Here is a 22,639-nt window from a genome sequence, read left to right as displayed (position 1 = left end):
CGGCAGCGGCGGCGGATGGCGGCCAGCCGCGGCTGGCCGTGCTGACTGGCGCCCGCGGCGCTATTGGTAGGTCAGCGTGTAAGTAGCCGTCGCCGTCACCTGGCCGCTGCCGGCCGGCGTGGCGGTCAGGTAGTACTGCGCGTAGTACGGAATGCTCAGCGTGCCATTGGGCGTGGCGCCCAGCGACTTCGCTGTGTTGAAGGTCACCGGATTGCGGCTGCCGTCGAGCAGGCGCACGCCCACGTTCGCCGCCTTGCCGGTGCCGGTGGCCGGCGCGATCACGCCAGCGCCGGTGCCCGGCGTGGACGTGGCCAGCGTGATGGACACGTTCGAACCCGACTGGCAGCTGAGGTTGATCTTGAACGCCGTGGTCGCGGCGGTGGCGCCGACGGCCGTCAGCGCGCTGGTGCTCACCGGCGGCAGGGCCACGTTGAGCGTCTGCGAATCGGTATTCACCGAGCAGGCGATCACGCTGACATTGCCGCCGCTGAAGGTGAGGCTGGACAGCGGGCCGACGCTGGAGGTCTTGCCGTAGATGTACCACCAGAACTGCATGAGCTGGATCGAACCCAGTGCACCGGGCGTGATCGGGCCGGTCTTGACCAGCTTGGCGGTGAAGGTGGAGGTCGCGCTGGTGGTGGGGTAGTTGACCGTCACCGCTTCGAAGCCCGCCGTGCTGCCCGGGCCGCAGCGCAGGCAGGCGCTGTCCGAGGCCTGCACCGGCGTCGCGGTGACCACCAGGGCCACGCCCTGCACATTAGTGTCGAAGGCGATGCCGCCGCCGCTGGGCGGATCGCTGGGATCGCGCGGCGCCAGGTTGCCCGCCTGCATCGTCACCACCTTGCCCTGCGCCGTGTTGTCGTACGGCATGCCGGTGCAGCTGATGGTGATCGGCGCGGTGCCTGAAGTAGCCAGCACCGTGCCCACCGGCGCGCTGGGCGACACGCTGACGTTGCCGATGCTCAGCGTATTGTTGGTGATCGTGCAGTTCACCGCCGCGCTGGCGCCCAGCGGCAGCAGGCACAGCAGCAGCGCCAGCAGCAACAGGCCGCCGATGCGTCGCGAGAAATGGAACATGCGCATCACGGGTGGCTCCCGCTGCCCGACACCGCCGCGGTACAGGTGGCGTCGAACTTCTGGTAGCTGTCCGCCGCGCCCTTGGCCGCAGCGGGCAATTGATAGGGGAACTGGCAGCGCAGCGCGTTCTCGTCGGCATCCTGCCACTGCACGCTCAGCACGCCGCGGTCGCCCGCGACGCGGGCCAGGATACGCCCGGCCTGGCCGACCACGCCCACGTTCTTGCCGTTCTCGTCCACCACTTCGGCACCGAACGGCACCACGCGGCCGTCGGCCTGCTTCACGCGCACGATCATCGAGCGGCCGCTTTCGGTCTTGTAGCGCAGCATCACCACGGCGCCGGCATGCGGCGCCGTTTCGGCGCTGGTGCTTTCCATCTGCACCGACAGCGGCAGGCCCTTCGGGTCGATCTGCACGGTGTTGCGGTTGTACGGCGTGAGGTAGGGCACCAGCGCATAGCCGGCGCCGTTGATGCGCACGCCGGCGGCGTTGAGCACGCGCGCGCCCTTGGCGTCCGGCGCGGAGACGATCGCCACGGTGTCGCCCATCGGCTGGCCGAAGGTCACGCCGCCCGGATGCGCCACCACGGAACCGGCCACGGTGACCGAGGCCTGCGAGTAGCCGCTGCCCTTGCCGTAGCTGGCGTTGAACTGCGCGAACGGGCTGCGGTAGCCGCCGTACACAGTGCCGGCATTGCTGGAATCCGTACCGTTGCCGCCGTTGTCGTGCGTGGCGGTGGCGCCGTAGCTGTATTCGTTGTCGACGCCGGCGGTGCCGCTCAAGGTGCCCTGGGCCAGCGAATGGCCGCTGCTGTCGTGGCTCACGGTGGCGCCGAAGGTCGGCGCGTGCACGCTGTCGCCCAGCGGCAGCGAGATGCTGGCGAAGAACTGGTTGCTGAAGCGGCCGTTGACGTCGCGCACGCGCGTGGCCGACAGGTTGTAGCTCAGGCGGCGGAACGCGTTGTTGTAGCCCACCTGGAACTGCACGTCGGTGCCGCTGCGGCTCCAGTAGTCCACCGCGGAGCCGGTGACGTAGACGGTGCCGCCGCTCTGGCCCAGGCGCTGGTTGACGTTGATGTCGAAGCGGCTGCGCTGGCGGTCGAGCTGGCGGGTGAAGCTGGTGAAGCTGTTGGACGCGCCCTGCAGCGCCTGGCGCTGCTCCGGCGTGAGCAGGTCGGGCGTGCTCACGCCGTTGATGGTGGTGAGCGTGGTGGGGTCGACGTAGCGGTAGCCGCGCGCGATGTCGCGGGTCAGCAGCGCGTCGCGCAGGCCCAGGTAGCCGCTGGTGGAATAGCGGTAGGTGGCCACGCTGAAGGACGTGTTGCTCTCCGGGATGATCTTGCTGTAGCTCAGCCGCACGCTCTGGCCGTCCTGGCTGGACTGGCCGGGGATCTCGGTGCGCGCCGCGGTGACGTCCAGCGCGATCGCGCCGTAGTGCGTGTTGAACGCGCCGCCCACCTGCACCGCGCCGTAGCCGGAGGTGCCGACGATGCCGGCGTAGCCGGTGAGCAGGTTGCTGAAGCCGTGCTGCACGGTGGCCTGCGCGATCGCCGGCTTGGCGTGGATCGAGGTGTCGTGCAGCTCGCCGGCCACCACCGAGAAGCGCGTGACGCCCGGGCGCAGCAGCTGCGGCACCGAGGCGTAGGGCACGGTGAAGTTGCGGATGCGGCCGTCGGCTTCGGTGACGGTGACATTGAGGTCGCCGCCGTAGCCGGTGGAGTAAAGATCCGAGATCACGAACGGACCCGGCGACACCGTGGTTTCGTACAGCACGATGCCGTTCTGGCGCACCGTCACCTTGGCGTTGGACTCGGCCACGCCGCGCACGGTCGGCGCGTAGCCGCGCAGCGAATCCGGCAGCATGCGGTCGTCGGTGGCGATCTGCACGCCGCGGATGCTGACGCTGTCGAACAGCTCGCCGCCGGTATACGAATCGCCGATGGTCATCTGCGCGCGCAGCGACGGCAGGTCGCGGCGCAGATAGGTGTCGATGTTTTCCCAGTGGCGGCGCGACGGTGCGCCGGCGGCGCCGGACTGCATCAGCAGCGTCGAATCGTGGCGCAGCTGCCAGCCGCCGAGGTTGATGCCGGTGTTGAGGCCGAGGAAGGACGACGTCTGGCTGACGCCGCCGTTGCGCGTGCGGTAGCTGTTGAAGCTGTAGTTGAGCAGCGCCGCGTTGACGCCGCGGTCCCAGTTTTCCGGGCTCACGTAGCCGCGCGCGCGGGTGCCCAGCCAGGCCTGCGGCACGCTCACGTCCAGGCGCAGGTTCGGCTGGTCGAAGTTCATGCTGGCCGCGTCGATCAGGCTGCCGATGTCCAGGCAGCCCTGCGCGTCGTTGAGCTTCGCCTGCTGTTCGGCGGACAGCTTCTGCAGCGGCAGGCCGAGGCGGTCGAACAGTTCCTTCGACAGGCACGGGATGGCGTTGGCATCGGGCTTGGGCGAAGCGAAACGCACGTCGCCGCGCGCCACCCAGGCGCCGTTGAGGAAGATGTCGGTGCGGTAGACACCGGGTACCACGATGGTGCCGCGCTCGAAGCGGGAGAGGTCGCCGGTGTTGCGGCCGGCGCCCGACAGCAGGTTGCGGTCGAAGCTCGCTTCCACCGGCGCCGAGGCGTCGGCGCCGGAAGCGGCCGCGCCGTTCGCCGCCGCCGGCGCCGCGGCGAGCGCGCCCAGGCTCCAGCCGCCCAGCGCGCCGGCGATCGCCAGGCACAGCAGCGCACGCCGGCCACAGTGGCCGCCGTTGCGGTCGCTGCCGTGGCTGGCGCGCAGGAAGCTCACGGGGCGATGGCGCCCGTGTAGCTGTCGGCGGCGCCGAAATCGTTGATCGCGGTGAACTTCACCACGCTGCCGGCGGCAGGCTTCGGCGCGCCGTCGTGCAGCGGCAGGCGCAGGTCCGACAGCGGCGCGACCATGCCCAGCTCCGCGGCGACGGCCTTGCCGCCGACGCTCACGCTGAGCTCGGAAATGGTGACGTGGAACGGCGTGGGGTTGTGCGCCACCAGCGCCTTGCCGTCGGCGTCGACCTTCCAGGTCAGCTGCGACGGCGCCTTCAGCGGATCGCCCTGCAGGCCGGCCGGACGGTAGAACAGCTTCAGGCGCGAACGCAGCGCCAGCTGCAGCAGGTTCTGGCCCTCGGCCTGCGGGCCGGTGGGCTTAGGCGGCACTTCCAGCACGTTGAGCCAGAACAGCGACTCGCGGTCGGCCGGCAGCTGCTCGTGCGTGTAGACGATGCGCAGGCTCTGCTCCTTCTTCTGCTCCATGCGGAACAGCGGAGGCGTGATCAGAAAGGGCACATCGACGGATTCGGGGGTGCTATGCACATCGCCGCGGTCGATCCACGACTCGACCAGCACGGGGTGGTCGTTGTCGTTGGTCAGACGCACGGTCACTTCGCCATCCTTCGCGGGGAAGACCACGCGGGTGCCGCCGATCAATACATTGGCGTGCGCGGCCGGAGCGCCGAGACACAGGGCCAGCAGGCCCGCGCCCAGGGCGCAGACAAACTTCCTCATGGATTTCCCTCGCTGCGAACTTGAGATGCTCCGCCGGTGGCGGCGGAGTGGGCGCCGGAACCGCATGGGGTCGAGCCACATGGGTTCCGGCGCGGACTTGCCTCTACAACTGACCGCCTAGCCGGGCGGGACTTACTGGTAAAGCATCGTGAACTGCACGGAGGTGGTCACGTTGCCGGCGCCGGCGGCGGCGGTCGCGAAGTACTGCGCGTAGTAGTTCAGGTTGCCGGCGCCGCTGGTCAGGGCGACCTGCTGCGAGTTCTGGGTCGAGGCCGTGCCGGCCAGGTTGATCGCGCTGAAGTCGCTGTTGAGCAGCTGCACTTCGACGCCGGTGGCGCTGCCGCCGTTCTTCAGGTTGCCGTCGGCCATGATGGTCGGGCCCGGCTCGAAGAAGGTCTGGGCCTTGGTCAGCGAGCCGCAGTTGCTCAGGGCCAGCGCGAAGGCGGTGCGGCCAGCGGTCGTGCCGGCGGCGCTCAGCGAGGTGGTCGACACGGTCGGCAGGGTCACGTTGACCGTGGCCGGGCTGTTGGCGCCGTTGATCTTGCAGGTGGAGGCGTTGACGGAGCCGGTGATGTTGATGGTGCCGTCGGCGGCCGAAGCCTGGTTCGGGGCCAGGGCGGCAAAGCCCAGGGCGGCGATCAGGGCGGTGGCGAGAACGTTCTTCATGGTATGCCTTTGTCCTTAACGGGTTTTTGGTTGGGTACGGCAGTGGTTGCGCTCCGGACGCGGGCTTGGTCTCTCGTCCCCCTGCGTCTTTCTCCGAGGGGAGGGCGCTGCCGGCGCTTCCCTCGTTGGCGATGGGCCTATGCAGAAGCCATGCCAAAAAACGTGATCTAGTTGACACTTAAATCTGAGAACAATCTCTCAGAATTTTCCTACCAACGATTAAGCAACGTCAAAAATTTGTCGAGGACATGGAGGGTCAAAAAGTGACCTCCGTGGGCCAAGTCCTTGCCTGTACGCAAAAAATCGTACAAACGCCCAGGTTTACAGTGCTCCTGTCAAGCGTGCTTGACATGGCGCCGGGCCCTGCCTAGCATGCTGTCAAGCTTGCTTGACACGGCAGGCGTCCTGATCGACGGGGGAGCGAGGCGTATGGAGGGGGCGATGGAGAGTCTGACCAGGCGCATGGCGGCTTGGCCGGCGTGGGCCCGGCGCCTGCTGCTGGGGCTGATCATGGCGGGGTATTTCGCGGTCGTCGGGCTGATGGCCCGCCTGCATGGCACCGGCTCGCGCGTGCTGGCCCTGGTGCTGCTGGTCGCGCTGACCTGGCTGCTCGCCTACGTGTCGCGCGCCACCGCCTGTTCGGAAGCGGACGGCGAAATGCGCCGCGAGGACCGCCGCTACCTCGCCGAATTCGTGCCGGCCATGGCGGTGTACTTCGCCCTGATGCTGTTCGTATGGCCGCTGCACAAGACCACCGGCACGGCCTGGCTGAAGGCGCTGATCGCGCTGGCGCCGGCGTTGCCGGTGGCGGCGATGGCGGTCTCGCTGTTCCGCTACGTCACCGCCAGCGACGAATTCATGCAGCGCCTGCACCTGCAGGCGCTGGCGCTGGCCGCGGGGGTGGTGGCGGTGCTCAGCGTGGCCGTCGGCTTTCTGGCCGCGGCCAAGGTGGTCAGCCTGGACGGCACCGTGCTGCTGCTGGTGTTTCCGGCGCTGATGCTGGTCTACGGCCCGACCCTGGCCTGGGCCAAGCGCCGCTACCGCGACTGACGCGATGGAGAACCGGGTACGCGAACTGCGCGCCGGGCGCGGCTGGTCGCAGGCCGACCTGGCCGCGCGGCTGGACGTGTCGCGGCAGACCGTCAACGCGGTCGAAACCGGCAAGTACGACCCCAGCCTGCCGCTGGCTTTCAAGATCGCGCGGCTGTTCGAGCAGCCGATCGAAGCGATCTTCCAGCCGGACGGCGAGGCGGGGCACTGACGCATTGGGGATGACAGCGGCCGCACGGCCGCATGAGCGAGGGGAACACAAGCAATGGCCATCAAGGGACGCACCATGGTGCGCATCGCCGCCGTCGCGCTGGGGTTGGGCGCGCTGGCCTGGAACCAGTTCCATGCGCGCGGCGGCGGCAACGACGCGGCCGCGGCGGACGACGGCACGCCGGCCGCCGCGGCATCCGCCGCGCCGGCCCGGCCCGAAACCTGGCGGCTCGGTTCGCTCACGCTGACGCCGTGCGAGCTGGGCCAGCCCAACAGCGGCATGACCACGGCGGCGTGGTGCGCGCCGTTCGAGGTGCCGGAGAACCGCGACGACCCGCACAGCCGCAAGATCAAGCTGAAGTTCGGCGTGATCCGCAGCAGCGCCCAGGTCGCCACCGACGACATGGTGGTGCTGCTGGCCGGCGGCCCCGGCCAGGCGGCCACCGAAACCTGGCCCGGCGTGGCGCCCGCGCTGCAGCCGCTGCTGGCGCACCGCCACGTGCTGCTGCTGGACCAGCGCGGCACCGGCGGCTCCAACCCGCTGACCTGCAAGCCGGTCGAAGCGAAACCGGGCAGCGACGAAGAGCTCGCCTTCGACCCCGCCAGGCTGCGCGCCGAAACCGCGGCCTGCCTCAAGCAGCTCCAAGGCAAGGCCGATCCGCGCTACTACACCACCACGGTGGCCACGCAGGATCTGGACGACCTGCGCCGCGCGCTGGGTTCGCCGAGCTTCGACCTGGTCGGCGTTTCCTACGGCACGCGCATGGCCCAGCAGTACCTGATGCGCCATCCGGAGGCGGTGCGCGCGGTGGTGCTGGACGGCGTGGTGCCAAACGAACTGGTGCTGGGCGAAGACTTCGCGCAGAACCTGGAAAGCGCGCTCAAGGCGCAGTTCGCACGCTGCACGGCGGACAAGGCCTGCCACGATCGCTTCGGCGACCCCTACCAGACGCTGTACCAGCTGCGCGACGCGCTGCGCGCCAATCCGCACCAGGTCAGCTTCCGCGATCCGCAGAACTACCAGAGCGTGCAGCGCGTGCTGAGCGAGTACTCGCTGGCCAGCGTGGTGCGCATGTTCGCTTACTCCCCGATCACCGCCGCGCTGCTGCCGGTGTCGATCGACGCGGCCGCGCATGGCGATGTCGGCCCGCTGCTGGGCCAGGCCAAGCTGCTGTCGGGCGATCTGTCGGACACCATGAACGGCGGCATGCAGTCCTCGGTGATCTGCAGCGAAGACGCCGACCTGTTCACGCCGCGCCCGCAGGACGCGCACTCCATGCTCGGCACCCGCGTGCTCGACACCTTGCAGGCGGTGTGTTCGGTGTGGCCCAAGGGCACGCGCCCGGCCGACTTCCACCAGCCGGTGAAGAGCGACAAGCCCGCCCTGCTGTTCTCCGGCGAGTACGACCCGGTGACGCCGCCGGCCTATGGCGACACCGTGCTGAAGGGCTTCGCCAACGGCCGCCACTTCGTGCTCAAGGGACAGGGCCACAACGTGGTGACGGCCGGCTGCGCGCCGGACCTGCTCAAGCATTTCGTGGAAGACCTGGCGCCGGCCAAGCTCGACGCGAAGTGCCTGGAGCGCCTGCAAGCCACCCCGCAATTCATCGATTTCAACGGAGCCGCGCCATGATCGAGGTGAAAGACCTGCACAAGGCATTCGGCACGGTCAAAGCCGTCGACGGCGTGGGCTTCACCGCGCGCGACGGCGAGATCACCGGCCTGCTCGGCCCCAACGGCGCCGGCAAGACCACCACCCTGCGCATGCTGTACACGCTGATGAAGCCGGACCGCGGCCAGATCCTGGTCGACGGCATCGACGCCGCCGCCGATCCGCTGGCGGTGCGCCGCCAGCTCGGCGTGCTGCCCGACGCGCGCGGCCTGTACAAGCGCCTGAGCGTGCGCGAGAACATCGATTATTTCGCGCGCCTGCAAGGCCTGCCCGAGGACGAACTGGCCACGCGCCGCGAGGCGCTGATCAAGGCGCTGGAGATGGAAGAGATCGCCGACCGGCGCACCGAGGGCTTCTCGCAGGGCCAGCGCGTGAAGACCGCGATCGCCCGCGCGCTGATCCACGACCCGCGCAACGTGATCCTGGACGAGCCGACCAACGGCCTGGACGTGATGGCCACCCGCGCGCTGCGCCAGTTCATGCAGAAACTGAAGGCGGAAGGCCGCTGCGTGCTGTTTTCCAGCCACATCATGCAGGAGGTGGCCGCGCTGTGCGATCGCATCGTGGTGATCGCGCACGGCCGCGTGGTGGCCGACGAATCCCCGCAGGCGCTGCGCGAGCAGACCGGCGCGGCGAACCTGGAGGATGCCTTCGTGAAGATCATCGGCAGCGAGGAGGGTCTCGCCGCATGAACACCGTTGCCTACAAGGCGCGACGCGCCAACGCCTTCCTTACCGTGTTCCTGAAAGAAGTGCGCGAGAACCTGCGCGACCGCCGCACCCTGATCAGCGCGCTGCTGACCGGTCCGCTGCTGGGGCCGCTGATCTTCGTGATGCTGGTGAAGGCCTCGCTCAACCGCGAGCTGGAGAAAGCCGAGCAGCCGCTGAAGGTGCCGGTGATCGGCGCCGAGTACGCGCCCAACCTGGTCGGTGCGCTGAAGGCCGGCGGCGTGGTGCCGCAGCCGGGCATCGGCAATCCCGAGCAGGCGGTGCGCAAGCAGGATGCCGACGTGGTGGTGCGCATCAGCCCGGATTACCCCGCGGCATGGCGCAAGGGCGAGCCGGTGCAGGTGGAGGTGCTGTTCGACTCCTCGCGCAGCGACACCAATACGCCGGTGGAGCGCGTCAGCAAGCTGGTGGAAGGCTATGCGCGCCAGCAGGGCGCGATGCGCCTGGTGGCGCGCGGCCTGTCGCCCGGCACCGCCTGGCCGATCGCCGTGGCCAGGCGCGACCAGGCCACGGCGCAGGCGCGCGGCGTGCTGATGTTCGGCATGCTGCCGTACTTCTTCATCATCACCATGTTCATGGGCGGCATGTACCTGGCGATCGACCTCACCGCGGGCGAGCGCGAGCGGCAGTCGCTGGAGCCGCTGTTCGCCAATCCGGTGGCGCGCTGGAAGATCCTTACCGGCAAGCTGGCGGCGATCTGCGCGTTCTCCGGTGTGAGCCTGGTGATCAGCCTGGTGGCGTTCGCCCTGGTCGGCCGGCTGGTGCCGACCGAGAAGCTGGGCATGGAGCTGGACCTGGGCGTGCATTTCGGCTCGCACGTGTTCCTGCTGATGCTGCCGCTGCTGTTGCTGCTGGCGGTGCTGCAGTCGCTCGTCGCGGCGTTCGCCAAGAGCTACCGCGAGGCGCAGACCTACGTGTCGCTGCTGATGTTCGTGCCGGCGCTGCCGAGCCTGCTGCTGACCTTCATGCCGATCAAGCCGCAAAGCTGGATGTACGCGGTGCCGGTGCTGGGCCAGCACCTGGGCGTGATGCGCCTGCTGCGCGGCGACGCGGTCGACATGCAGCAGCTGGCCACCTGCGTGCTGGGCACCCTGGCCGCGGCGCTGCTGCTGTTGCTGGTGACGATGCAGCTGTACCGCTCGGAGCGCCTGGCGATCTCCTCCTGAGCTGCGGGTACCATGGGGGTTTCCCGGACTCGAGGAAGCCCCCATGCGTTACCGCCTGCTCGCCGTGAGCCTTGCCGCCGCCCTGGCCGGCTGCAGCTCGTCCCACCAGGACGCCGCCGCTCCGGCGGAGCCCAAGCCCGCCCCGGCCGCCACCGCTCCGGCGCCGCCGGCGCCGCCGTCCACCGATGCGGACCTGGCGAAACAGCGCATGGGCGACTACGCCACGGTGAAGCTGAGCGCGGATCTCTCCGGCTTCGACGACCAGCAGAAGCAGATGCTGGCCCTGCTGGTGCAGGCGGCCGACGTCACCAACAGCCTGTACTGGCAGCAGTCCTGGGGCGACAAGGCAGCGCTGATGCAGCGTATTCCGGACGAGGACACCCGCCGCTACGCCGAGATCAACTATGGCCCCTGGGACCGCCTGCACGACGACCAGCCCTTCGTTGCCGGCATCGGCCCGCGCCCCGCCGGCGTGCAGTTCTATCCGGCCGACATGGGCAAGGACGAGTTCGAGAAGGCGGACCTGAAGGACAAGGCCTCGCTCTACACCCTGCTGCGCCGCGACGCGCAGGGCAAGCTGATGACCGTGCCGTTCCATGAGGCCTACAAGGCCGACCTCGAAAAGGCCGCCGGCCTGCTGCGCCAGGCGGCGGAGCTTTCCGCCGACAAGGATTTCGCCCATTACCTCAAGCTGCGCGCCGACGCGCTGCTCAGCGACGAATACCGCAAGAGCGACTTCGCCTGGATGGCGATGAAGAAGAACCCGGTCGACATCGTGATCGGCCCGATCGAAACCTACGAAGACCAGCTGTTCGGCTACAAGGCCAGCTACGAGAGCTATGTGCTGGTGAAGGACCAGGCCTGGAGCGAGAAGCTCTCGCGCTTCGTCAAATACCTGCCGGAACTGCAGCGCGAGCTGCCGGTGGAGGCGAAATACAAGGCCGAAAAGCCGGGCTCCGACGCCGACCTCAACGCCTACTTCGCCGTGTACTACGCCGGCGACGCCAACGTCGGCGCCAAGACCATCGCGATCAACCTGCCCAACGACGAGGAAGTGCAGCTGAAGAAGGGCACGCGCCGCCTGCAGCTGGAAAACGTGATGCAGGCGAAGTTCGACAAGATCATGCTGCCGATCGCCAGGGAACTGATCGCCAGCGACCAGCAGTCGCACCTCACCTTCGATGCGTTCTTCGAGAACACCATGTTCCACGAGGTGGCGCACGGCCTCGGCATCAAGAACACCTTGACCGACAAGGGCCTGGTGCGCGCCGCGCTGAAGGACCAGGCCTCGAGCTTCGAGGAAGGCAAGGCCGACATCCTGGGCCTGTACATGGTCAGCAAGCTGGCCGAGAAGGGCGAGCTGGACAAAGCCAGGCTGATGGACAACTACGTCACCTTCCTGGCCGGCATCCTGCGCTCGGTGCGCTTCGGCGCCAGCGACGCGCATGCGAAGGCGAACATGGTGCGCTTCAACTTCTTCAAGCAGCAGGGCGCCTTCAGCCGCGACCCGGCGACGGGCCGCTACCGCGTGGACTTCGACAAGATGACCGCGGCGATGAACGCGCTGTCGGCCAAGCTGCTGACCATCCAGGGCGACGGCGACTACGACACCGCCAAGAAGCTCACCGACAGCATGGGCAACGTGGATGCCGAGCTGGCCGGCGACCTGAAGAAGCTGGACGGGGCGAAGATCCCGGTGGATATCGTGTTCGAGCAGGGCTTGGATGTGCTGGGCCTGCAGCAGCCCTCCAAGTAGCCCCACCGCTACCCCCTCTCCCCTCCGGGGAGAGGGCTGGGGTGAGGGGCCGGGCGGAGCAGTGAGCTCAAGATCGGAAAAGACCTAAAAGCTCTTTCCCGATCCGCAGCATCAAGCATCCAGGTCCGGAATCAGCCGGCTTTCCAAGCGAGCGATCGCGTCCTTAAGCAGCAATTTCCGCTTCTTCATCCGCGTCAGCTGCAGCTCGTCGCGGCCCATGGCCGCGGCCAGGGCGTCGATGGCGATATCCAGATCGCGGTGCTCGACGCGCAGTTCGGCCAGCAGATGGGCAATCTCGGCGGGATCCTGGACCTGCATGGGCGGCGGCTGGCGGCTGGCGAAAGGACGAAACCCGAGTGTACTCCGCCGGGCCGGGGCCGGTGGAGTTGCCGGAAGGCAGGGCGGGGCCGGGGCAGGGCCGCTACAATGGGCGGCCATTCGCTCGCCGATGCCACGCCATGTCCGCCCAGCCCGAAGCCACCCGCAAGCAGCAGTACGAGGCCGCCAAGCTGGCCAAGCGCCTGCGCCACCAGGTCGGCCAGGCCATCGCCGACTTCAACATGATCGAGGACGGCGACAAGGTGATGGTGTGCCTGTCCGGCGGCAAGGACTCCTACACCCTGCTGGACATCCTGCTGTCGCTGCAGGCGAAGGCGCCGGTGCGCTTCGAGCTGATCGCGGTGAACCTCGACCAGAAGCAGCCGGACTTTCCCGAGCACGTGCTGCCGGACTACCTCACCGCCCGCGGCGTGCCGTTCCACATCATCGAGCAGGACACCTACAGCACGGTGACCCGCGTGATCCCGCAGGGCAAGACCATGTGCAGCCTGTGCTCGCGCCTGCGGCGCGGCGCGCTGTACACCTGGGCCGCGGCCAACGGCATCACCAAGATCGCGCTGGGCCACCATCGCGACGACATCCTCGGCACGTTTTTCCTAAATCTTTTTCACCAGGCCAGCCTCAAGGCGATGCCGCCGAAGCTGCGCTCGGACGACGGCCGCCACGTGGTGATCCGTCCGCTGGCATACTGCAAGGAAGCCGACATCGCCGAGTACGCGCAGCTGCAGCAGTTCCCGATCATCCCGTGCAACCTGTGCGGCTCGCAGGAGAACCTGCAGCGCAAGGTGGTCAAGCGCATGCTGGAAGATTGGGAGAAGCACTACCCCGGCCGCAGCGAGACCATGTTCCGCGCGCTGGGCGCGGTCGCTCCCTCGCAGCTGGCCGACCGCAACCTGTTCGATTTCGCCTCGCTCGGCGCGCGCGAAGGCGCGTCCCGCGCGGACGCGCACCAGTGGCTGGCCGGTGCGCCCGAAGAACCAGCCGAAGCCTGATCCCTCCCCCCTCACTTGCGAGTAACGCCGTGTCGCACTTTGCATCCGTTGAAATGACTCCGGGCGATCCGATCCTGGGACTCACCGAGGCCTACCTGGCCGATGCGCGCCCGGGCAAGGTCAACCTTGGCGTGGGCATCTACTACGACGAACAGGGACGGATCCCGCTGCTGCGTGCCGTGCACGAAGTGGAGCAGCGCCTGGCGCAGGAAGCGAAACCGCGCGGCTACCTGCCGATCGACGGCCTGCCGGCCTACACCCAGGGCACGCAGAAGCTGGTGTTCGGCGCCGAATCGCCGCTGCTGGCGGCCGGCCGCGTGGCCACCTCGCAGACCGTCGGCGGCAGCGGCGCGCTGCGCGTGGGCGCGGACGTGCTGAAGAAGGCCCTGCCGAAGGCCAAGATCGCCATCAGCAACCCGAGCTGGGAAAACCATCGGGTGGTGTTCCTCGCCGCCGGCTTCGAGGTGGTCGAGTACACCTACTACGACCCGCAGACCCACGGCCTGGATTTCGCCGGCATGCTGGCGGACCTGGGCAAGCTGGAGCCGGGCACCGTGGTGCTGCTGCACGCCTGCTGCCACAACCCGACCGGCGTGGACCTCAACGCCGAACAGTGGCAGCAGGTGGTCGAGGTGGTGAAGGAGCGCCAGCTGCTGCCCTTCATCGACATGGCCTACCAGGGCTTCGACCAGGGCATCGACGCCGACGCCACCGCGGTGCGCCTGTTCGCCGCCTCGGGCCTGGAGTCCTTCGTGGTGACCAGCTCGTACGCCAAGTCGTTCTCGCTGTACGGCGAGCGTGCCGGCGCGCTCAGCTTCGTCGCCGCTGACCGCGACGAAGCCCTGCGCGTGCAGTCGCTGGTCAAGCGCACCATCCGCTCGATCTATTCCAGCCCGTCCACCCACGGCGGCGCCCTGGTGGCCGGCGTGCTCAACAGCCCCGAGCTGCGTGCGATGTGGGAGCAGGAGCTGGGCGAGATGCGCGAGCGCATCCACGCGATGCGTGCCGGCATGGTGGAGAAGCTGGCGGCGCACGGCGCACCGCAGTTCGGCTTTATCCAGCAGCAGGCCGGCATGTTCTCGTACTCGGGCCTGAGCAAGGCCCAGGTGGATCGCCTGCGCGACGAGTACGCCATCTATGCGATCGGCACCGGCCGCATCTGCGTGGCGGCGCTGAACCGTTCCAACCTGGACACGGTGGCCGCGGCGGTGGCGGCGGTCAGCAAGAACTGAACGCAAGAACGCACGTCACACCGGCGTCACGCGTGACCGTTTGAATTCCGGTTCGACCGAAGGCGCGGCTGCAAGGCCGCGCCTTTTTTCTTGCCTGGAGGAACGTCGTGATGAAGAGAGCATGGATCGTCCTGTCCGTTGCCACCCTGCTGTGCGCCACCGCCGCGCACGCCGCCAGCTCGCGCACCAGCTGGGTGGTGTCGCAGGTGTATGGCTATAACCACCCGTTCGCCGCTACCGACAGCGCGGAACTCGGCACCAAGATGTCGACCATGGCGGCCAGCGCCTTCAATTTCTATCGCGGCACCGCGCATATCTTCTACCAGGACATGCAGACCCTGCCGGCGTCCAGCTACACCACCACGCAGACCGGCTACACCTGGATCGGCGGCGACGCGCATATCGGCAACTTCGGCGCCTGGCAGGACAGCAGCGGCAACACGGTGTTCTCGGTGGACGATTTCGACGAGGGGTATCTCGGCCAGTACGTGTGGGACCTGCGCCGCCTCGCCACCAGCATGGTGCTGGCCGGCCGCGCCAATGGCCTGGCCGACAGCGACATCAAGACCGCGATCGACACCATGGTCGGCGCCTATGTCGACAAGATGGACGATTTCAAGGGCAGCAGCGCCGAGTTGAGCTTCCAGCTCAAGAACGGCAATACCTCCGGCGTGGTGAACGACACCATCGCCAAGTCCAAGGGCGATGCGCGTTCCGATCTGCTGGCGAAGTACACGCAGGTGAGCGGAAGCACGCGCCAGTTCCAGACGATTGCCGGCACGCTCGCCACCGTCGACAGCAGCACTTACAACAACATCGCCGCGGCGATCGGCGGCTACGTCAACACCATCGCCTCGTCCAAGCGCTATGCCGCCAGCTACTACCAGGTAAAGGACATCCGCCAGAAGCTCGGCTCCGGCATCGGCAGCCTGGGCCGGCTGCGCTATTACGTGCTGGTCGAGGGGCCGTCCACGTCGACGTCGGACGATGTGATCCTGGAAGTGAAGCAGGAAGTGTCCAGCGCCGTCGCCGAAGTCGACGACGGCCAGCTGCCGGCCGCCGATTACAACAACCACGAAGGCGACCGCGTGGCGATGACCGCCAAGGCGCAGACCTTGAACGCCGACGTGCTGGCCGGCTACGCGACCATCAACGGCATGGCGTTCTACGTGCACGAGAAGTCGCCCTACGCGGAAGACTTCGATCCGACCAAGCTGAGCAGCGCCGGCAAGCTGAACACCGCCGCCACCTACCTGGGCCAGGCGCTGGCCTCCGCGCACGCCATCTCCGACCAGGACTACGACAGCAGCATCGTGCCGTACAGCATCGACAAGCAGGTCACGAATGCGGTGAGCAGCAAGAGCGGGCTGGAATCGGAAATCGCCACCTTTGCGTTCGGTTATGCCGACCAGGTGAATCTGGACTGGCAGTCCTTCGTCGGCGCGTACAACGCCGGCACGCCGCTGTACTGAGTGAGCGAAGGAGGGCGGCGCGCGCGCCGCCCTCCCTGTCCTCAGTAGTCGTAGCTCACGCTCAGCCGCACATAGCGCGGCAGCTGCCGCGAGGTCGGCGTGCCGTACAGCGGATTGGCCTTGTTCGGCGAGGACTCTCCGTTGGGGAAGATCGCGAGCACGCGCTGCTCGTTCAGCGCGTTGAACACGTTGGCGCTGAAGGCCAGCCGGCTGGCCGCGAACGCGGGCCGGTAGCTCACGCCCAGGTCCAGCTGGCGGATCCACGGCAGGCGCCCCTGGCTGCCAGGCGGCGAGGGTTCGCCGAAGCAGAAGTGGTAGCTGTTGCCGTAGCCGGCGGGGTCGGCGCGGTCCGGGCCGTAATAGCCCAGGCAGGGCTTGGGCGCGCCGGCGATCAGGCTGAGGTTGGCGGAGACCAGCCATTCCGGCGTGAGCTGGTAATAGCCGAAGAACTTCAGCTGGTGCTTGTGATCGTTGTTCTGCGCGCCGTTGCTGTACGCCATGATCCAGGAGTTGTCCCAGTCCTGCGTGGTCGACACCGCGGTCTGGCCGGTGCCGCGCGATTCGCGGTACAGGTCCGAACGCAGCTGGCCTTCGGTATTGCCGTAGCTGCGCGAGAACACGTAGGTGAGCTTGCCGTACCACTGCCCGTCGAACGGATGCTCCAGGAAGGTCTCCAGGCCGTAGTACTTGCGCTTGAGCGTGGGGAAGCCGAACTCCGCGTTGTTGAGCGGCACGCTGACGTAGCGTCCGGAGGTGTCGACCAGGGTGAAGGTATTGGCCTTGCCGGGATTGAACAGCCAGCAGCTCACCGGATTGCTGGACGTGGTGACGTCGTAGCCCAGCGACTGCGCCTTGGCCAGCACGCGGTCGATATCGCAGTAATCGTCGATCGCACTGCGCAGCACGCGCTGGGTGAGCTTGGCGCCGTAGACCCAGTCGGTGCCGGCGGTCTTGGTGAAGCCGAGGATGAACTCGTCCTGGTATTCGGATTTCAGATCCTGCGTGCTCACCGTCTTGGGGTCGGGCAGGATGCCGAACGCATTGTTGGCCGATACCGGACCCGACATCGCGGTCAGCCCGGTGGGCGTGCCGTCGGCGGCGATGCCGCTGTAGGTGTAGTACTGCGAGGTGCTGACGTAGGCGCCCGCCGCATTGAGCGAAGGATTCAGCGGCAGGCCGAGGTAGTAGCGGCCCGCATTGCCGTAGATCTTGAAGCTGGAATCGCCGTACACGTCCCAGGCGAAGCCCAGGCGCGGCGCCCACTGCGGCTTGTGCTGGGTGATGTAGGCCTGGCCGTCGGCGTTGTAGTTGCGGAACTGGTCGTTGCGCACGCCGATGGAGAGCAGCCAGCGCTCGGTGAGCTGCCATTTGTCTTCGATGTATTGCGCGCGCTGGCTGGAGCGCACGGTGGCCAGGCTGTTGGCCACGGTCTTGACCACGTAGTAGCCCTGCGCGCCGTTCGGGAAGCCGCCCGTAGCCGGCACGCCCAGGCCAGTGGACAGCGGCGTGTTCGGATCGGCCTGGTCGTAGGCCCAGTAATAGCCGGGGCCGGAGGTGTTGGAGCCCTGGTTGAGCGCCTTCGCGGTCTGGTTGTCGATGCCCGCGCTCAGGGTGTGGTCGCCGAGCTTGTAGGTCAGGTCGATGCGCGTATTGGTGGTGCGGTTGCCGCGGCCCGGATCGAACAGCGAGACGATGGTCTGGCTGTTGCCGCGGCCGACACCGCCGTTGAGCGCGGGGTTCTGGTTGGTCACGCCGTCGACGTAGGTGAGCGAGGGGTCGTAGCCGCCCGGCACGTCGTAGTCGGACGTCTTCATGCGGCCGTACTGCGCGGTAAGCGTGAGCGCGTCGGTGAGATAGCCGGTGTACTTGGCCGTGTACACGTCGCCGCCGCTCTTGATGTTGTCGTCCGCGCCGATGCGCGCGCCCTGCGCGCGGTTGACGTAGTCGTAGCGGTAGATGGTGCCCGAGCTGTTGTATTTGTCGGAAGCGCCGGTGACTTCGAGGATGTGGTTGTCGGTGATGTTCCAGTCCAGCTTGCCGTACCAGCGCGGGTCGTTGTGCCGATAGTCGACATACGGCTTGCCGGAAAGAAAGCCGCTGACCGGGTTTACCGTATTGCCTTCCTGCCGCTCGTATTCGCCGGCGACGAACAGGAACAGCTTGTCCTTCACCAGCGGGCCGCCGGCGTAGGCGCTGACCGTGGTGGTCCAGCTGCGGTCGGCGCTGTCCGGCGCGTAGAGATTGCCGGCGACCGGCGTGGCCGGCAGGCCGCTTTCGTAGAAGCGATCGCGCTGGCGCGCGCGGGCAAATGCCGGCTCCCACAGCACCTGCGTGCCGAAGTGCCATTGGTTGGTACCGCGCTTGCCCACCACGTTGATGACGCCGCCGTCGGAGCGGCCGTACATCGCGCTGTAGCCGCCGGTGTAGACCTCCTGCTGGTCGATCGCTCCATAGGGCAGGGTGAGGCCGCCGAAGCCGCGCAGCGGGTCAGTGGTGTTGAAGCCGTTGACGTAGTACGCGTTCTCGCTGGCCGAGGAACCGCCGAAGCTCACCAGCGACTGCCCGGTGGGGCCGCTGAAGCTGCCGCCGTTGTTCACCACGCCTGGCGCCAGCAAGGCAATGGCTTCGGAGCTGCGGCCCAGCGGCACCTTGGCGAGCTGGTCGGAGGTGACCACGGTGCGCGAGTCGACGCTGGACACGTCGATCGCCGGCAAGGCGTTCGCGGTGACGCTGACGCCGCCGAGGTTCTGCGCCGACACCGCGCCGGCGAACGACACCTCGGTGCCCGCGCCCACGCGGATCGCGATGTTGTCGCGCGTTTCCACCACCTGGCCTTGCCGCTGCAAGGTCACCGTATACGTGCCCAGCGGGAGCTGCGCGACGCTGTAGCGGCCCTTGTCGTCCAGCGGCACTTCGCGGCTCAGGCCGGTGCTGCTCTTGATCAGCACGCTGTCGCCCTGGCCCGACGCCACCTGGCCGAAGATGCCGCCGGTGGTGGCCTGCGCCAGCGCGCCGCCGCTGATGCACAGGCCGATGGCCAGTGCCAGGAATCGTTTGCTGCCCGAGTTAGTCATTGCGTCGTGCTCTCCCCATTGAGCGGGCGCGGAAGCTCCCCGCGGACATGGCATGTCGCGGCTGAGCCTGCGGTGCCCGCAGTGCCTGGATGGTGCTGTTCAATCCGATGGATGGTCGAAAGCGACGCTGCCGGAAGCCGCTGGCGCGGCCGACGCTTTTCGCTCGAGACATGACCGCGCAACTTCTCCCAGAATGTTGCGATGCGGCATGCGAGTCCGTTATAGCGAAAAGTTTTTTGGATGTATAGATGGCTAAACGAATCCGTGCACGGCTTCGTACTTTTTCCTGAGCCGCAGGTCCGCGGCAGCGGCGATGAGTCCAGAGCCGGCATATCGACATGCCCCGGACGGCATGAGCGAGGGCCGGGGCGGCCTCATCCGGTATGATGGTCGTTTCGTGCGCCCCGGTCCGGGGCCGCCAGACCGCCCGGATACCCAGCCCAGTCATGTTCTTCCGCAATCTCACGCTGTTCCGCTTTTCCCCCGCCGTGGCCGAAGACCTCAACCGACTCGACGAAGTCCTGGCCGAGCACCGCCTGCGCCCCTGCGGGCCGCTGGAAATGGGCACCAAGGGCTTCGTGCCGCCGGTAGGGCGGGGCGAGGAAGCGGCGCTCACCCATGCGGTGAAGGCCTGCACCCTGGTCACCGTGGGCAGCGAGGACAAGCTGCTGCCGGCCGCCGTGGTCAACGACGAGCTGCAGCGCAAGGTGCAGAAGATCGCCGAGGAAGAAGGCCGCAAGGTCGGCGGCCGCGAGCGCAAGCGCCTCAAGGAAGACCTGCTCACCGAACTGCTGCCGCGCGCCTTCGTGCGCAGCTCGCGCCTGTCGGCCTACGTGGACAAGCGCCACGGCTGGCTGGTGCTGGACACCTCCAGCCGCAAGTCCGCCGAGAACGCGCTGACCCAGATGCGCGAGGCCCTGGGCAGCTTCCCCGCGGTGCCGCTGGCGCCGGAGGAAGGCCCGCGCGTGCTGATGACCGACTGGCTGGCCACCGGCAACCTGCCGGCCGGCCTGGCCCTGGGCGACGAATGCGAGCTGCGCGACCCGGCCACCGCCACCGGCGCCATCGCCCGCTGCCGCCGCCAGGAGCTGGACAGCGAGGAGATGAAGGAGCACCTGCGCAACGGCAAGCAGGTGTTCCAGCTGGGCCTGGTGTTCGACGACCGCATGAGCTTCGTGCTGGGCGAGGACCTGGTGGTGCGCAAGCTCAAGTTCCTGGACGTCGTTCTGGACGAGATGGGCGACAGCCACCAGGACGCCGCCGCCGAGATGGATGCCAGCTTCGCCCTGCTGACCCTGGAGCTGGAGCGCCTGCTGGGCAAGCTGGAGGAGTGGTTCGGCCTGCCCCGCCCCGCCGACGGCTGAGCCGGCCAGGCTGAACGGCGGCTCGAAAGCGTCGAGCTGCCGCCCGCCAGGCCGCGCGGTTATGCGGCCAATGCTCCGAAACCCGCGCCACGGCTGGAATTTTCCCCGCCGAACCCCATCTATCCTGGTTCCCGGCGCCCCTGCGCCGGGCGTCACCCAGCCGTCTTGCATAGCCTGCATGCTCTCCCCACAGTGGCGGGCGGACAATGGCGGGACAGGGCGGCCGGGAGCAGCATAGACAGCAAGGCGGGGTAGTACCGATGACGCAGCATCTGGAAGGCGACTGGCTGGAATTGTCGACGACGAGCGGCGGGACCATCCGCGTGCTCAAGTCCGCGCATCCGCGCGCGCGCCGCCTGCGTCTCACCGTCACGCCGAAGGGCGCGCGCGTTTCCTATCCGCACGGCACGCACCCGGCCCAGGTCAGCGCCTTCCTGCGCAGCCACGTCGACTGGCTGGAGAAGAAGCTCGACGAATTGAACCTGGTGACCAAGCCGCTGCCGCCGCTGCGCCTGGGCTATGCCACCGAATTCCCGCTGCGCGGCGAAACCACCTTGCTGGACTGGGCCGAAGGCCCGTATCCGAAAGTCGAACCCTACGAAGGCGGCCTCACCCTGGTGCTGCCGCGCCCGCATACGCGCGCGCTGCCGGTGGCGCGCGGCCTGCTCGCCTCGTATTTCGAAACGCTGATGCGCCGCGACGTGGCACGCTGGATGGCCGGCTACGTGCCGCAGCTGGGCCTGGCGCCCACCGCGCTGCGCATCCGCCCGATGAAAAGCCTGTGGGGCAGCCTCGATACGCGCGATCGCATCAACCTCGATCTCGCGTTGGCCCTCGCGCCGCCCGCGGCCCTGCGCTACGTGCTGGCGCACGAGCTGTGCCATCTGAAAGTGCGCAGCCATTCGCCGCGCTTCTGGGCGCAGGTGGAGCACCTCTTCCCCGACTGGCGCGAGCAGCGCGACTGGCTGCGGCAGAACGGGGCGATCCTGAAGGCGGAGCTCGACCGGCTGGTGGCCGACGTCGCGGATTGATCCGCGGTAGGTTGGGGTGAGCGCAGCGAACCCCAACAGTGCGGTGCGCACGAGGCTTGCACCGTTGGGGTTCGCTGCGCTCACCCCAACCTACGCAATGCGGCGGCCGTAGCGCAGATATAGCCATGCGGTGAGCGCGATCGCCACCACCGAAAACCCCGCCGCCGTGGCGAACAGCGGCCCATATCGTCCGCCCGACACCAGCCATCCGCCCAGCGGACCGGCCACGCCCAGCGCCAGGTCGGTAAACACCGAATACGCGCCCAGGGCGGAGCCGCGATTGCTCAGCGTCACCCGCTGCACCGCTTCGACGCCGAGCGCCGGGAAAATCAGCGAGAAACCCAGGCCCGTCAGCGCGCCGCCGAACATGGCCATGGCCGCGCTGCCCGCCGACGCGAGCACGATCAGGCCCACGCATTCCAGCGTGAACGACACCAGCGCCACGCGATAGCCGCCGAAGCGCGAGATCGCCCCGCCCAGCACCAGGCGCACGCCGACGAAGCACGCGCCGAACACGCTCAGCGTGGCCGCCGCGCCGCTCCAGCCCATCGCCGCGTAGTACAGGGTGACGAAGGTGGCGAGGGCGCCGAAGCCGATCGCGCCCAGGGCCAGGCCCATGCCGTAGGGGAACACGCGGCCGAACACGTGATGCATCGGCAGCCGTTCGCCGGATTCCACTTTCGCCGCCGGCCGGCGCCATCCGAGCAACAGGCCCGCCACCATCAGCAGCGCGCCCGCGATGCCGATGCCGATAAAACCGAACGCGCTGGCGAGCTGCACGCCCAGCGGCGCACCCGCGGCGAGCGCACCGTACGTCGCCACGCCGTTCCACGAAATCACCTTGGCCGTATGCGCCGGCCCCACGCGCCCGATGCCCCACATGATGCAGCCCGTGCCCACGCAGCTTTCGCCCACGCCCAGCGCGAGGCGCCCGAGCAGCAGCAGCACGAGCGACGCCAGCGGCCACGGCCGCAGCAGGGCGGCGGCGATCATCAGCACGGCGCTGACGCCGCAGGCGGCCATGCCGATCATCGCCGCGCGCTTGGGGCCCGCGGTATCGGAAGTGCGTCCGGCAAAGCCGCGGCTCAGGAAGGTGGCGATGTACTGCGTGCTCACCACCAGGCCGGCGAGCACCGCGCCGTAGCCCAGGTCGCTGTGCACGAACGGCGGCAGCACGGCCAGCTGCAGGCCGATCACCAGGTAGGCCAGGAAGGTGAAGCTGACGATCTGGACGATGCGCCAGGTCAGCCGCAGGCCCTGGGGCTCGTCGTGGATAGCGTTAGTCATGGATTTCTTTAA

Annotated in this window: 18 protein-coding genes; 11 read left to right on the top strand and 7 right to left on the bottom strand. The window is 68.1% G+C overall.

Translation table 11 applies throughout. The annotated features are described in order from the left end of the window. Positions 1 to 60: 60 nt before the first annotated feature. The 4 genes from FHW85_RS16055 to FHW85_RS16040 form a co-directional block, all read right to left on the bottom strand. Complete coding sequence (locus FHW85_RS16055) at positions 61 to 1,083, bottom strand: fimbrial protein (RefSeq protein ID WP_167255016.1); 1,023 nt, start codon at positions 1,081 to 1,083, stop codon at positions 61 to 63. Next, entirely contained in the window at positions 1,083 to 3,854 is a 2,772-nt protein-coding gene (locus tag FHW85_RS16050; RefSeq protein ID WP_168648921.1) for a fimbria/pilus outer membrane usher protein, read from the bottom strand. The genes FHW85_RS16055 and FHW85_RS16050 overlap by 1 nt, the downstream gene beginning before the upstream one ends. Next, on the bottom strand, positions 3,851 to 4,588 hold the full coding sequence (locus tag FHW85_RS16045; protein ID WP_167255020.1) for a molecular chaperone: 738 nt from the start codon (positions 4,586 to 4,588) through the stop codon (positions 3,851 to 3,853). The genes FHW85_RS16050 and FHW85_RS16045 overlap by 4 nt, the downstream gene beginning before the upstream one ends. 132 nt (positions 4,589 to 4,720) lie before the next feature. Next, entirely contained in the window at positions 4,721 to 5,254 is a 534-nt protein-coding gene (locus tag FHW85_RS16040; protein WP_167255022.1) for a fimbrial protein, read from the bottom strand. Positions 5,255 to 5,695: 441 nt separating this feature from the next. Here FHW85_RS16040 and FHW85_RS16035 point away from each other — a divergent pair, with 441 nt between their 5' ends. The 6 genes from FHW85_RS16035 to FHW85_RS16010 are packed head-to-tail and all read left to right on the top strand — an operon-like array spanning position 5,696 to position 11,836. Further along, a complete protein-coding gene (locus tag FHW85_RS16035; protein WP_168648920.1) occupies positions 5,696 to 6,304 on the top strand; it encodes a hypothetical protein in 609 nt (202 codons plus the stop codon). A 4-nt stretch (positions 6,305 to 6,308) separates the two neighbouring features. Further along, the gene (locus FHW85_RS16030; protein ID WP_167255026.1) at positions 6,309 to 6,515 is read left to right on the top strand and encodes a helix-turn-helix transcriptional regulator; all 207 of its coding nucleotides are present in this window, start codon (positions 6,309 to 6,311) and stop codon (positions 6,513 to 6,515) included. 54 nt (positions 6,516 to 6,569) lie between these two features. Then, positions 6,570 to 8,147 carry an alpha/beta hydrolase gene (locus FHW85_RS16025; protein ID WP_168648919.1) on the top strand — a complete coding sequence of 526 codons (1,578 nt, stop codon included), beginning with the start codon at positions 6,570 to 6,572 and terminating at the stop codon, positions 8,145 to 8,147. Further along, a complete protein-coding gene (locus tag FHW85_RS16020) occupies positions 8,144 to 8,878 on the top strand; it encodes an ATP-binding cassette domain-containing protein (protein WP_168648918.1) in 735 nt (244 codons plus the stop codon). The genes FHW85_RS16025 and FHW85_RS16020 overlap by 4 nt, the downstream gene beginning before the upstream one ends. Then, positions 8,875 to 10,080 (top strand): ABC transporter permease, encoded by a 1,206-nt coding sequence (locus FHW85_RS16015; RefSeq protein ID WP_167255032.1) that lies wholly within the window; start codon positions 8,875 to 8,877, stop codon positions 10,078 to 10,080. Before FHW85_RS16020 ends, FHW85_RS16015 begins: the two co-directional genes overlap by 4 nt. 43 nt (positions 10,081 to 10,123) lie before the next feature. Then, positions 10,124 to 11,836 (top strand): Zn-dependent hydrolase, encoded by a 1,713-nt coding sequence (locus tag FHW85_RS16010; protein WP_168648917.1) that lies wholly within the window; start codon positions 10,124 to 10,126, stop codon positions 11,834 to 11,836. A gap of 111 nt (positions 11,837 to 11,947) precedes the next feature. On the opposite strand, the gene FHW85_RS16005 is transcribed toward FHW85_RS16010, so the two are convergent. After that, on the bottom strand, positions 11,948 to 12,154 hold the full coding sequence (locus FHW85_RS16005; RefSeq protein ID WP_167255036.1) for a DUF465 domain-containing protein: 207 nt from the start codon (positions 12,152 to 12,154) through the stop codon (positions 11,948 to 11,950). Positions 12,155 to 12,294: 140 nt separating this feature from the next. On the opposite strand from FHW85_RS16005, the gene ttcA reads away from it, so the two are divergent. From ttcA to FHW85_RS15990, 3 genes are all read left to right on the top strand, one after another. Continuing rightward, entirely contained in the window at positions 12,295 to 13,167 is an 873-nt protein-coding gene (gene ttcA / locus FHW85_RS16000) for a tRNA 2-thiocytidine(32) synthetase TtcA (RefSeq protein ID WP_168648916.1), read from the top strand. Between the two features lie 29 nt (positions 13,168 to 13,196). Further along, positions 13,197 to 14,399, top strand: coding sequence for an amino acid aminotransferase (locus FHW85_RS15995; RefSeq protein WP_167255040.1), 1,203 nt, complete (start codon positions 13,197 to 13,199; stop codon positions 14,397 to 14,399). A gap of 110 nt (positions 14,400 to 14,509) precedes the next feature. Continuing rightward, positions 14,510 to 15,871: a DUF2252 family protein gene (locus FHW85_RS15990; protein ID WP_168648915.1), complete on the top strand. Its 1,362-nt coding sequence runs from the start codon at positions 14,510 to 14,512 to the stop codon at positions 15,869 to 15,871. 41 nt (positions 15,872 to 15,912) lie between these two features. Here FHW85_RS15990 and FHW85_RS15985 read toward each other — a convergent pair whose 3' ends face one another. Beyond that, on the bottom strand, positions 15,913 to 18,945 hold the full coding sequence (locus FHW85_RS15985; protein WP_167255044.1) for a TonB-dependent receptor: 3,033 nt from the start codon (positions 18,943 to 18,945) through the stop codon (positions 15,913 to 15,915). A gap of 446 nt (positions 18,946 to 19,391) precedes the next feature. On the opposite strand from FHW85_RS15985, the gene FHW85_RS15980 reads away from it, so the two are divergent. Beyond that, positions 19,392 to 20,309: a recombination-associated protein RdgC gene (locus FHW85_RS15980; protein ID WP_167255046.1), complete on the top strand. Its 918-nt coding sequence runs from the start codon at positions 19,392 to 19,394 to the stop codon at positions 20,307 to 20,309. A 260-nt stretch (positions 20,310 to 20,569) separates the two neighbouring features. Continuing rightward, positions 20,570 to 21,340 (top strand): YgjP-like metallopeptidase domain-containing protein, encoded by a 771-nt coding sequence (locus FHW85_RS15975; protein WP_167255048.1) that lies wholly within the window; start codon positions 20,570 to 20,572, stop codon positions 21,338 to 21,340. A 90-nt stretch (positions 21,341 to 21,430) separates the two neighbouring features. Here the strand turns inward: FHW85_RS15975 and FHW85_RS15970 are convergent, their stop codons facing one another. After that, a complete protein-coding gene (locus tag FHW85_RS15970) occupies positions 21,431 to 22,627 on the bottom strand; it encodes an MFS transporter (RefSeq protein WP_168648914.1) in 1,197 nt (398 codons plus the stop codon). Positions 22,628 to 22,639 lie beyond the last annotated feature (12 nt).

The sequence above is a fragment of the Dyella sp. SG609 genome, from assembly GCF_012275375.1.
Taxonomy (GTDB): Bacteria; Pseudomonadota; Gammaproteobacteria; order Xanthomonadales; family Rhodanobacteraceae; genus Dyella_D; species Dyella_D marensis.
The sequence above is the reverse complement of the archived record's forward strand: the minus strand, read 5'-3'. Positions and strand labels throughout refer to the sequence as shown.

What these genes read in the sequence shown, in the direction of transcription:
- FHW85_RS16055 (WP_167255016.1), bottom strand. Translation starts at nt 1,083, where the DNA reads ATGCGCATGTTCCATTTCTCGCGACGCATCGGCGGCCTGTTGCTGCTG.
- FHW85_RS16045 (WP_167255020.1), bottom strand. Translation starts at nt 4,588, where the DNA reads ATGAGGAAGTTTGTCTGCGCCCTGGGCGCGGGCCTGCTGGCCCTGTGT.
- FHW85_RS16040 (WP_167255022.1), bottom strand. Translation starts at nt 5,254, where the DNA reads ATGAAGAACGTTCTCGCCACCGCCCTGATCGCCGCCCTGGGCTTTGCC.
- FHW85_RS16035 (WP_168648920.1), top strand. Translation starts at nt 5,696, where the DNA reads ATGGAGAGTCTGACCAGGCGCATGGCGGCTTGGCCGGCGTGGGCCCGG.
- FHW85_RS16030 (WP_167255026.1), top strand. Translation starts at nt 6,309, where the DNA reads ATGGAGAACCGGGTACGCGAACTGCGCGCCGGGCGCGGCTGGTCGCAG.
- FHW85_RS16025 (WP_168648919.1), top strand. Translation starts at nt 6,570, where the DNA reads ATGGCCATCAAGGGACGCACCATGGTGCGCATCGCCGCCGTCGCGCTG.
- FHW85_RS16020 (WP_168648918.1), top strand. Translation starts at nt 8,144, where the DNA reads ATGATCGAGGTGAAAGACCTGCACAAGGCATTCGGCACGGTCAAAGCC.
- FHW85_RS16015 (WP_167255032.1), top strand. Translation starts at nt 8,875, where the DNA reads ATGAACACCGTTGCCTACAAGGCGCGACGCGCCAACGCCTTCCTTACC.
- FHW85_RS16010 (WP_168648917.1), top strand. Translation starts at nt 10,124, where the DNA reads ATGCGTTACCGCCTGCTCGCCGTGAGCCTTGCCGCCGCCCTGGCCGGC.
- FHW85_RS16005 (WP_167255036.1), bottom strand. Translation starts at nt 12,154, where the DNA reads ATGCAGGTCCAGGATCCCGCCGAGATTGCCCATCTGCTGGCCGAACTG.
- ttcA (WP_168648916.1), top strand. Translation starts at nt 12,295, where the DNA reads ATGTCCGCCCAGCCCGAAGCCACCCGCAAGCAGCAGTACGAGGCCGCC.
- FHW85_RS15990 (WP_168648915.1), top strand. Translation starts at nt 14,510, where the DNA reads ATGAAGAGAGCATGGATCGTCCTGTCCGTTGCCACCCTGCTGTGCGCC.
- FHW85_RS15985 (WP_167255044.1), bottom strand. Translation starts at nt 18,945, where the DNA reads ATGACTAACTCGGGCAGCAAACGATTCCTGGCACTGGCCATCGGCCTG.
- FHW85_RS15980 (WP_167255046.1), top strand. Translation starts at nt 19,392, where the DNA reads ATGTTCTTCCGCAATCTCACGCTGTTCCGCTTTTCCCCCGCCGTGGCC.
- FHW85_RS15975 (WP_167255048.1), top strand. Translation starts at nt 20,570, where the DNA reads ATGACGCAGCATCTGGAAGGCGACTGGCTGGAATTGTCGACGACGAGC.
- FHW85_RS15970 (WP_168648914.1), bottom strand. Translation starts at nt 22,627, where the DNA reads ATGACTAACGCTATCCACGACGAGCCCCAGGGCCTGCGGCTGACCTGG.